The organism is Microbacterium sp. USHLN186, assembly GCF_037145155.1.
Taxonomy (GTDB): domain Bacteria; phylum Actinomycetota; class Actinomycetes; order Actinomycetales; family Microbacteriaceae; genus Microbacterium.
Map to the genome: position 1 here is coordinate 721,112 of NZ_JBBCYA010000002.1, position 8,989 is coordinate 730,100.

Genomic DNA, 8,989 nt, shown 5'->3' on the forward strand with positions numbered 1-8,989 from the left:
GCCCGTCGGCCGCCTTCCCTGTCGCTTCCTCGAGGAGTCACCCATGCCCCGCATCCTCCGCAATCGTGCGCGCCTGACCGGTGCCGCCGTCGCGGTCGCCGCTCTCATCGGCCTTCCGCTCACCGGCTGCACCGCCCTCAGCATCCCGATCGACGGCGCATCGAACGACGAGCGTCCGCAGTCCTCCCCCGACCCGACGGCCGCGGGTGTGGACAGCACCGACATCTTCGATCTGAAGGTGGGCGACTGCAAGCTCGAGGACGACATCTCCAGCGGCCAGCTCAGCGACACCAGGATCGTTTCGTGCACCGAGCCGCACGACGAGGAGGTGTACCACGAGTTCGAGATGAAGGACGGCGTCTATCCGCCGGCCGCATTGATCGAGCGCGAGGCGTTCGAGCAGTGCGGGGACGCGTTCGAGGGGTACGTCGGCGTCTCGTACGAGGAGTCGATGCTGGAGTTCGCCTACTTCTCCCCCACCGAGGACGGCTGGACGCAGCTCGACGACCGCGTCGTGCAGTGCGTGCTGTATGCCGGGGACGGATCGAGGCTGGAGACATCGATGAAGGACGCCGGGGTCTGACCGTGGCGAGGGAGGAGACCGTGGCAGGTCCGATCTGCGTCGGCATCGTCGGCTACGGCAACCTGGGACGGGGAGTCGAGCGTGCGCTCGCGCTGACCTCCGACATGCGCCTTGTCGGCGTGTTCACGCGTCGCGACCCGGCTGCGGTGCGCACGCTCGAGGCCGATGTCGCCGTGCGTCCGCTCAGCGCACTGGAGGGGCAGGGCGACCAGGTCGACGTGCTCATCCTGTGCGGCGGATCGAAGAGCGATCTGCCCGAGCAGACGCCGGCGCTGGCATCCCGCTTCAGCGTCGTCGACAGCTTCGACACCCACGCGCGCATCCCCGAGCACTTCGCTGCGGTGGACGCCGCCGCACGCGGCGCCGGCACCACGGCCGTGATCTCCACCGGCTGGGACCCGGGCCTGTTCTCGCTGCAGCGGCTGTACGGCGAGGCGATCCTGCCGCAGGGCGAGACGTACACGTTCTGGGGCCGAGGGCTCAGTCAGGGCCACTCCGACGCGATCCGCCGCGTGCCCGGCGTCGCGGCCGGGGTGCAGTACACGATCCCGTCGGAGGAGGCGGTGGCGCGCGTGCGCGCCGGCGACCAGCCGCAGCTGAGCACACGTGAGAAGCACACCAGGGAGTGCTTCGTCGTGCTTGACGACGGTGCCGATCCGGATGCTGTGCGCGAGGCGATCGTGACCATGCCCGACTACTTCGAGCCCTACGACACCACCGTGCGGTTCGTATTGGCCGAGGAGCTCGCGCGCGAGCACGCCGGGGCGCCGCACGGCGGCTTCGTGATCCGCAGCGGCACCACCTCCGAGGACGCGGCGCAGACGATGCAGTTCCAGCTCGCGCTGCAGTCGAATCCGGAGTTCACCTCCAGCGTCCTGGTCGCGTATGCCCGCGCCGCGGCGCGACTGGCGGCTTCCGGTCACCACGGTGCGATGACGCCGTTCGACATCGCCCCCGGTCTGCTCTCGCCGAAGTCGGCGGAGCAGCTGCGCGCCGAGCTGCTCTGACACGCCGAGCTGCTCTGACACGCCGGCCGCTCTGACACCGGGCCGGAGACGCCGAGCGGCCCCGCCGTGATGGCGGGGCCGCTCGTGAAGAGCTCCCCGGCTTGGACTCGAACCAAGAACCTGCCGGTTAACAGCCGGCTGCTCTGCCAATTGAGCTACCGAGGATCATTCGGTCGTTCCCCGCTGCGCGGGCAACTCCCCCAGCTTAGCAAACTCGACGAGCACTGCTGAACACGGGCGCGGCCCGGGCGTGGCGCGGTCAGGGCGCCACATCGGCCTCGGCGTTCGGCGCCCAGATCAGGTTCGCGCCCCTGCCTCGGGCGACGACATGGCCGGATTTCAGCAGCAGGGCCTCGGCGTCGAGCTCGCGGATGAACGCGGCGTCGTTCGTGACGAGCAGGGCCGCCATCGCCCGCTCGGTGCGCCGACGGGTGATGGCGTCGAAGACCACCGGCCGCACCTCCAGGTCGAGGTTCGCGAGCGGCTCGTCGGCGATGAGCACGAGCGGTTCGAGCATCAGCGCACGTGCGATCGCGACACGCTGGCGCATACCGGCGCTCAGCTCGTACGGGAACTTCGAGGCCAGTCCGAGCGGCAGGTGCAGCTCGTCCAGCAGCGACGCCACGCGGATCGCCAGGGCCTTGGTGTTGACCTTCTTCTCACGCGAGGTGATGGGCTCGGAGATCGCCTCACCGACCGTCAGCCGGGGTGGCAGCGACGCGCCGGCACCCTGGCCGACGTGACCGGTCAGCGCCGTGAGGCTGCGCCGCCGGCGTCCGGGCCGGCGGATGTCCACACCGCACACCGTCGCGCGACCGCCGGCGACCTTCACGGACGCATCGCCCATCCCGGCCAGCGCGGTGACCAGGGTCGACTTGCCCGACCCCGTCGCACCGCCGATGCACAACAGCTCGCCGGGGCGCAGCGAGAACGTCACGCCGTCCACGGCGCGCGTCGTTCCGCCGTGCCCGCTCCGGTCGATGACCAGATCGTGGCAGTCGATCGCGAACTCGCTGTCGGCAGGCATAGCCACCATCCTGCCCGTTCCGAGGCGGTTCGTGCTCAGGACTCGGTGAAGCGCATGCGCTCGGCATCCACATCGCGCAGCCGCATCCGCAGCGCGCGACCGCCGTCGGAGTCCGCCGGCACCCGCTGCACCGCGCCCAGCAGCTCGTGCTTCTCGCGCTCGATCGAGCGCAGGATCAGCCGTCGGCACAGATCCGCCGCGGATGCGAGGGCGCCCTCCTCATCGCGGGCGGGGAACGGCATCATCAGCAGCTCGCCCGCGAGAGCGCGGTACGGCTCGCGCACGGCATCCGCGGCCGTCGTCGCCCAGCCCACCCGGGTGCGATCGCCGGCAGCCGCCACGGCCTCGCGGACGGCGTCGAGGGCGGGATGCCGGAACGACTCGCTCAGCGCGCGGGCGAGGCTCGCCTGCTCGAGGCGGTGGCCGTACTGCAGCACCCCCATCAGCGCGTCGCGCTCGAGTGCCACCTCGGGCGTGCGCGGCAGGTCGGCCAGCCGCACCCTGGTGGCGCCCTGCGGCGCAGCATCCGCAGTCTCGCGCGCGCGCAGCACCGGCTGCTCCCGCTCCCCGCGCGCGGCCCGGACGACCCGCTGGTGCACGGCGGTGGGATCCATGCCGAGCCGGCGGGCGAGCACGCGCTCGTATCCGGGGCGCAGCAGCTCGTCGCGGATCTCGGCGACGATGGGGGCTGCGGCGCGCAGCGCGCCAACCTGCCCCTCGACGGTCGACAGGTCGAAGCCGGCGAGCTTGCGGTCGATCGCGAACTCGAACATCGGCACCTTGGCGTCCATCAGGCCACGCACCGCAGCATCCCCGCGCTGCAGTCGAAGGTCGCAGGGGTCCAGACCGTCGGGCGCGACGGCGACGAACGTCTGCGCGGTGAACCGGGAGTCCTCGCTGAAGGCACGCAGTGCCGCCTTCTGGCCGGCCTCGTCGCCGTCGAACGTGAACACCACCTCGCCCGCCGCCGAGTCATCGCCCATCACCCGGCGCAGCACCTTGATGTGATCGGCGCCGAACGCGGTGCCGCAGGTCGCGATGGCGGTGGTGACACCGGCGAGGTGGCAGGCCATCACATCGGTGTAGCCCTCGACGACGACCACGCGCCGGGGGTCTCCCCGGCTGATGTCGCGCTTGGCGAGGTCGAGGCCGTAGAGCACCTGCGCCTTCTTGTAGATCGGCGTCTCCGGGGTGTTCAGATACTTCGGACCCTGGTCGTCGTCGTAGAGCTTGCGCGCGCCGAAGCCGATGGTCTGGCCGGTGACATCCCGGATGGGCCAGACCACCCGCCCGCGGAACCGGTCGTAGACGCCGCGCTGGCCGGCCGAGACCAGCCCGGCGGCGGTGAGCTCATCGCGCGTGAACCCCTTCGCGGTGAGCGCCTTGAGCATGTTGTCCCAGCCTCGCGGCGCGTAGCCGACCCCGAAGTGCGCTGCAGCCCCGGCATCGAAGCCCCGCTCGCCGAGGAACCGCCGCGCGCTCTCCGCCTCCGCGCTCAGCAGCTGGGCGCGGAAGTACTCGCCCGCCGCGGTGTTGGCCGCATACAGCCGGCTGCGCCCGCTGGTCTCCGGCGCCGCACCGCCGTCCGCGTAGTGCAGCGAGTACCCGACCCGGGCGGCGAGGCGCTCGACGGCCTCCGTGAAGCTGACGTGATCCATCTCGCGCAGGAACGAGTACACGTCACCCGAGGCACCGCATCCGAAGCAGTGGTAGTACCCGACCTGCGGGCGCACGTGGAAGCTGGGGCTCTTCTCGTCGTGGAACGGGCACAGTCCCTTGAGGGATCCCACGCCGGCGGACTTGAGCGCCACCCGCTCGCCGACGATGTCGGCGATGTTCGTGCGGGTCTTGACCTCTTCGACGTCGGCCTGCAGGATCCGCGGCATCAGAGCGCCCCTTCGATGACCACCCGGGATTCGGCGCGGCGGCGGATGCCGGGGCGCGCGTGCCGAGGCGACCAGATCCCGACCTCGGCGGGGTCGATCTCGCCCACGAGCCGGTTGTGCCAGTCGACGGCGGTCTGATCGGTGAGGCTGGCGATCTGGTCGACCACCACGCGTGCGCGCTGCGCGTCGCTGTCGGCGGCGAGGAAGTCCGCGGAGAACGCGGGTTCGAGCACGTCCGCACCGGCCGACCACAGCGCGTCCGTCGACCACAGCGCGTCGGCGAGGCGGTGCAGCACCCGTCGCTGCTCCTGATACACGCCCTTGCGGGCGTCGATCGTGACGATGGCCTGCCCCATGATGCCCTTGAGCACCGCGATCTCGGTCTCGACCTCGCGTGGGATGACGACGTGCGCGCTGTAGCGCGCGAGCGTCTCGCCCGGGTACGCGGCCCTGGTCGCCGCCACCGAACCTCGCGCGAAGCGGCCGATCATGTCGCTTGTGAGGTTCTTCAGCCGGGCGAGATCACGACGCGAGCGGTCGAACGACCGCATCCACATCGTCTCCCGCGTGAGCCGGTACAGCGCGTCGGCGAGCTCGTCGCGCGTGTAGTCGTAGCCGACCCACTGCTGGATGCGACCGATGAGCGGGTGATGCTCGACCGGATCCGACAGCTGCGCCACGTCGACATAGCCGTTCACGATCGCATCCTCGAAGTCGTGCACCGAGTAGGCGATGTCATCGGAGAGGTCCATGATCTCAGCCTCGATGCAGCGCTCGCGGCCGGACGCCCCCTCGCGCATCCACCGGAACACCGGCTCGTCCTCGGGGTACACGCCGAACTTCAGCCGGCCGCCGGGATCGGGCACGGGCTCGTCGACCGTCCACGGGTACTTGCACGTGGCGTCCAGGCTCGCACGGGTGAGGTTGAGACCGACCGAGTGCTCGTCGTCGTCGAGCACCTTCGCCTCGAGGCGGGTGAGGATGCGCAGCGATTGGGCGTTGCCTTCGAAGCCGCCGATGTCCTCGGCCCACTCGTTCAGTGCCCGTTCGCCGTTGTGCCCGAACGGCGGATGCCCGAGGTCGTGGCTCAGGCATGCGGTGTCGACCACGTCGGCGGACACACCCAGGGCGCTCGCGAGCTCGCGGCCGACCTGCGCCACCTCGAGGGAGTGCGTGAGCCGGTTGCGGGCGAAGTCGGCGGTGCTGGCGGGGCTGAGCACCTGAGTCTTCGCTGCGAGCCTGCGCAGTGCCGCGGAGTGCAGCACGCGTGCGCGGTCGCGGGAGAAGTCGTCGCGCTCGGAGCGGTGGGTCTCGGCGAAGAAGCGCTCGGCATCATGCTCCCCGTAACTCCGGGTTCCCGAGCCTGTCGAACTCCGGGTTCCTGAGCTTGCCGAACTCTGGGTTCCTGAGCTTGCCGAAGGATCAGCCGCCATCGTTCTCGGTCTCCGCCCCGCGCATCATGTCGCCGACGCCCTCGCCGATCTCACGCGAGTCCAGCCAACCCTCGGGCAGAGCGGTGCGCTTCGGCGAACCGGCGCGGCCGCGCTGGCCCTCCGCGCCGGCGCCGGGGTACGGCGCGTCGCCGAGGGTGCCGAGCAGGTCGTCGATCTCCTGCAGAGTGGATGCGCGCGCGAGCGCCGCGCGCAGCTCGCCGCCCACCGGGTAGCCCTTGAAGTACCAGGCGACGTGCTTGCGGATGTCCTTGCATCCGCGGTCCTCGTCCTCGAAGAACTCCACGAGCAGCTCGGCGTGCCGGCGGAAGGCGTCCTTGACGAAGCCGAGCGTCGCGTCGACGACGGGAGCGGACCTGGTTCCTGAGCCGGTCGAATGGGTCCCTGAGCCTGTCGAATGGATCCCTGAGCCTGTCGAATGGATCCCTGAGCCTGTCGAAGGGCCGAGCGCCGCGGCCAGTTCGCCGAACAGCCACGGCCGGCCCAGGCATCCGCGGCCCACGACGACTCCGTCGCAGCCGGTCTCCGCCATCATGCGCGCCGCGTCGTCGGCCGACCAGATGTCGCCGTTGCCGAGCACCGGGATGCTGGTCACCGCCTGCTTCAGCTCGCCGATTGCGCTCCAGTCCGCGTGGCCCGAGTAGTACTCCGACGCGGTGCGCGCGTGCAGCGCCACGGCGGCGGCGCCGGCATCCTCCGCCGCGCGACCGGCATCGAGGAAGGTGAGGTGGTCTTTGTTGATGCCCTTGCGCATCTTCACCGTGAGCGGCACGTCGCCGGCGGCCTTCACCGCACGCTGCACGATGTCCGAGAACAGGCCGATCTTCCACGGCAGAGCTGCTCCGCCGCCCTTGCGGGTGACCTTGGGCACCGGGCAGCCGAAGTTCAGGTCGATGTGATCCGCGCGATCCTCGGCGACGATGATCCGCACGGCCTCCGCGATGGTCGCGGGGTCGACGCCGTACAGCTGGATCGAGCGCGGGGTCTCGCTCTCGTGGTGCTGGATGAGCCGCATCGTGATGGCGTTGCGCTCGACGAGCGCGCGCGAGGTGATCATCTCGCTGACGTACAGACCGGCCCCGTATTCGCGGCACAGACGCCGGAACGCGGTGTTGGTGATGCCCGCCATGGGCGCGAGCACGACGGGCACGTCGAGCTCGATCGGTCCGATGCGCAGTGCCGGAGCCGGAATGGTGTCGAGTGCGAAGTCAGCGGCGATAGTCATGTCTTCTCCATTCTCCCAGACTGCGGCCGGGGCCGGGCACAGCGCGCCTAGGCTGTGGAGATGGCCGATGCGACCCTGCGACAGATCCCGTTCACCGACGCCGAGGGTGTCGAGAAGACCCTCGACGACATCGGCGCCGACGTCCTGCTGGTGGTCAACGTCGCCTCGAAGTGCGGGCTCACTCCGCAGTACACGCAGCTCGAGGAGCTGCAGCGGCGCTTCGGCGGTCGTGGCTTCAGCGTCGTCGGCTTCCCCTGCAACCAGTTCTTCGGTCAGGAGCCGGGCTCGATCGAGAAGATCCTCGAGTTCTGCTCGACGAGCTACGGCATCACCTTCCCGATCAACGACAAGGTCAAGGTGAACGGACGCAGCGCACACGACCTCTACAAGACGTTGAAAGAGACTCCGGACGCCGCCGGCAAGGCCGGTCGGGTGGAGTGGAACTTCGAGAAGTTCCTGGTGGGCCCCGACGGCAGCGTGCAGCGGTTCCGTCCGCGTCAGACTCCCGACTCGCCGGAGATCGTGGCGGCGATCGAGAACGCGCTGGTCGCCGCGCAGCGCTGATCCGCCGCGCGGGCCCCAGGCGTGTTCAGGCCGATCAGCTCGCGGCGATCGCAGCGCTCTTCTGCGCCCAGACATCGCGGATGACGCTCTCGAAGGCCTCCGGCGGCTGCGCTCCGCTGACGCCGTACTGGCCGTCGATCACGAAGAACGGCACGCCGTTGATGCCGTAGGCGCGGGCCTGCACCTGATCGGCGCGAACGGCGTCGAGGTGCGCGCCGGACTCCAGCACAGCGCGCGCCTCGCCGGCATCCAGTCCCACCTCCGCGGCCAGTGCGACGAGGTCGTCGATGCGGCCCACGTGCCGGCCCTCCGTGAAGTAGGCCGACATCAGCCGCTCCTCCATCTCGTGCTGCATCCCCCTGTCCTTCGCGTGATGCAGCAGCTCGTGCGCCTTGACGGTGTTCGTGTGCTGCAGCAGGTCGAAGCGGTACTCGAGTCCGGCGTCGGCGGCGACCGCGGTCACCTGCGCGAGCATCTGCTCCACCTGCTCACGGGGCATGCCCTTGTGCCCGGCGAGGAAGTCGATCTCGTCGCCGTCGAAGTCGACCGGCGTGTCGGGCGAGAGCTCGAAGGAGTGGAAGGTGATGTTCACCCGCGGCGCGTCCGCGTCGTCGGCGGTGGCCGCGAGCCCCTTCTCGAGATTGCGCTTGCCGATGTAGCACCACGGGCAGGCGATGTCGGACCAGATGTCGATCGAGATGGGTTCGCTCACATCAGGGACAACCGCATGCCCCGGGCAGCATATTCCCGAACCGGAGGTCAGCACTCGACTTCTTCGACCGCAGCGCCGAGGACAACATCCTGCGGTGGCAGGCCAGGACGCTGCACAAGTGGACCGAGCGGATGCCGGGCGTCGAGGCGCGGCATCCGCATCTCACCGTCGTGCGCTTCACGCATCCGCGCCAGACGGAGCGCTGGCTCGCGCGCGGATAGCTCCGCTGCTGTCGCGGCCGGGGTGAATGTCGGAGGTGCGTTCTAGTCTCTTGGTATGGCCACCGCACCTGTTGATCCGTTCGCCCGGCAGCGTGAGCTGCTGGACGAGTGGGTGGGGGTGCGGGCCGAGATCAATCGGCTCGAGGCGCGTGCGGCGGCGCTGCTGGCGGCGCGGATCGAGGTGATGGATGCCGACGTCGCGGCGTCCCCGGTGCATCGTGAGACGATCCGCCGGTCGATGGTGGCGGAGTACTCCGCCGCCGCACGGATGGCGAAAGGCAGCGTGGAGCAGGCGTTCGCCCACGCCCGCGCC

8 protein-coding genes, 1 tRNA gene and 1 pseudogene are annotated in these 8,989 nt (G+C 70.1%); 4 read left to right on the top strand and 6 right to left on the bottom strand.

The annotated features are described in order from the left end of the window. Positions 1 to 43: 43 nt before the first annotated feature. Positions 44 to 583 carry a septum formation family protein gene (locus tag WFG93_RS07500; RefSeq protein ID WP_336645680.1) on the top strand — a complete coding sequence of 180 codons (540 nt, stop codon included), beginning with the start codon at positions 44 to 46 and terminating at the stop codon, positions 581 to 583. 20 nt (positions 584 to 603) lie between these two features. After that, the gene (locus WFG93_RS07505; RefSeq protein ID WP_336645681.1) at positions 604 to 1,590 is read left to right on the top strand and encodes a diaminopimelate dehydrogenase; all 987 of its coding nucleotides are present in this window, start codon (positions 604 to 606) and stop codon (positions 1,588 to 1,590) included. Positions 1,591 to 1,682: 92 nt separating this feature from the next. Here the strand turns inward: WFG93_RS07505 and WFG93_RS07510 are convergent. The 5 genes from WFG93_RS07510 to dusB all read right to left on the bottom strand — a co-directional run bounded on the left by WFG93_RS07510 (position 1,683) and on the right by dusB (position 7,179). Then, positions 1,683 to 1,755 (bottom strand) — tRNA-Asn (locus tag WFG93_RS07510). Between the two features lie 94 nt (positions 1,756 to 1,849). Next, positions 1,850 to 2,617: an ATP-binding cassette domain-containing protein gene (locus WFG93_RS07515; protein WP_336645682.1), complete on the bottom strand. Its 768-nt coding sequence runs from the start codon at positions 2,615 to 2,617 to the stop codon at positions 1,850 to 1,852. 35 nt (positions 2,618 to 2,652) lie between these two features. Continuing rightward, positions 2,653 to 4,503: a DNA primase gene (gene dnaG / locus WFG93_RS07520; protein ID WP_336645683.1), complete on the bottom strand. Its 1,851-nt coding sequence runs from the start codon at positions 4,501 to 4,503 to the stop codon at positions 2,653 to 2,655. Then, entirely contained in the window at positions 4,503 to 5,936 is a 1,434-nt protein-coding gene (locus WFG93_RS07525; RefSeq protein WP_336645684.1) for a deoxyguanosinetriphosphate triphosphohydrolase, read from the bottom strand. The genes dnaG and WFG93_RS07525 overlap by 1 nt, the downstream gene beginning before the upstream one ends. Then, positions 5,926 to 7,179, bottom strand: coding sequence for a tRNA dihydrouridine synthase DusB (gene dusB, locus WFG93_RS07530; protein ID WP_336645685.1), 1,254 nt, complete (start codon positions 7,177 to 7,179; stop codon positions 5,926 to 5,928). The genes WFG93_RS07525 and dusB overlap by 11 nt, the downstream gene beginning before the upstream one ends. A gap of 60 nt (positions 7,180 to 7,239) precedes the next feature. Here dusB and WFG93_RS07535 point away from each other — a divergent pair, with 60 nt between their 5' ends. Beyond that, positions 7,240 to 7,743 (top strand): glutathione peroxidase, encoded by a 504-nt coding sequence (locus WFG93_RS07535; RefSeq protein ID WP_336645686.1) that lies wholly within the window; start codon positions 7,240 to 7,242, stop codon positions 7,741 to 7,743. A gap of 34 nt (positions 7,744 to 7,777) precedes the next feature. Here the strand turns inward: WFG93_RS07535 and WFG93_RS07540 are convergent, their stop codons facing one another. After that, positions 7,778 to 8,455, bottom strand: coding sequence for a DsbA family oxidoreductase (locus WFG93_RS07540; RefSeq protein WP_336645687.1), 678 nt, complete (start codon positions 8,453 to 8,455; stop codon positions 7,778 to 7,780). Between the two features lie 276 nt (positions 8,456 to 8,731). Between WFG93_RS07540 and WFG93_RS07545 the strand changes: the two are divergent. Continuing rightward, a pseudogene (locus WFG93_RS07545) lies at positions 8,732 to 8,989 on the top strand (hypothetical protein); the annotation flags it as partial.

Bases quoted from the DNA above. Each gene is read 5' to 3' on its own strand.
- WFG93_RS07500 (WP_336645680.1), top strand. From the start codon at position 44: ATGCCCCGCATCCTCCGCAATCGTGCGCGCCTGACCGGTGCCGCCGTC.
- WFG93_RS07515 (WP_336645682.1), bottom strand. From the start codon at position 2,617: ATGCCTGCCGACAGCGAGTTCGCGATCGACTGCCACGATCTGGTCATC.
- dnaG (WP_336645683.1), bottom strand. From the start codon at position 4,503: ATGCCGCGGATCCTGCAGGCCGACGTCGAAGAGGTCAAGACCCGCACG.
- WFG93_RS07525 (WP_336645684.1), bottom strand. From the start codon at position 5,936: ATGGCGGCTGATCCTTCGGCAAGCTCAGGAACCCAGAGTTCGGCAAGC.
- dusB (WP_336645685.1), bottom strand. From the start codon at position 7,179: ATGACTATCGCCGCTGACTTCGCACTCGACACCATTCCGGCTCCGGCA.
- WFG93_RS07535 (WP_336645686.1), top strand. From the start codon at position 7,240: ATGGCCGATGCGACCCTGCGACAGATCCCGTTCACCGACGCCGAGGGT.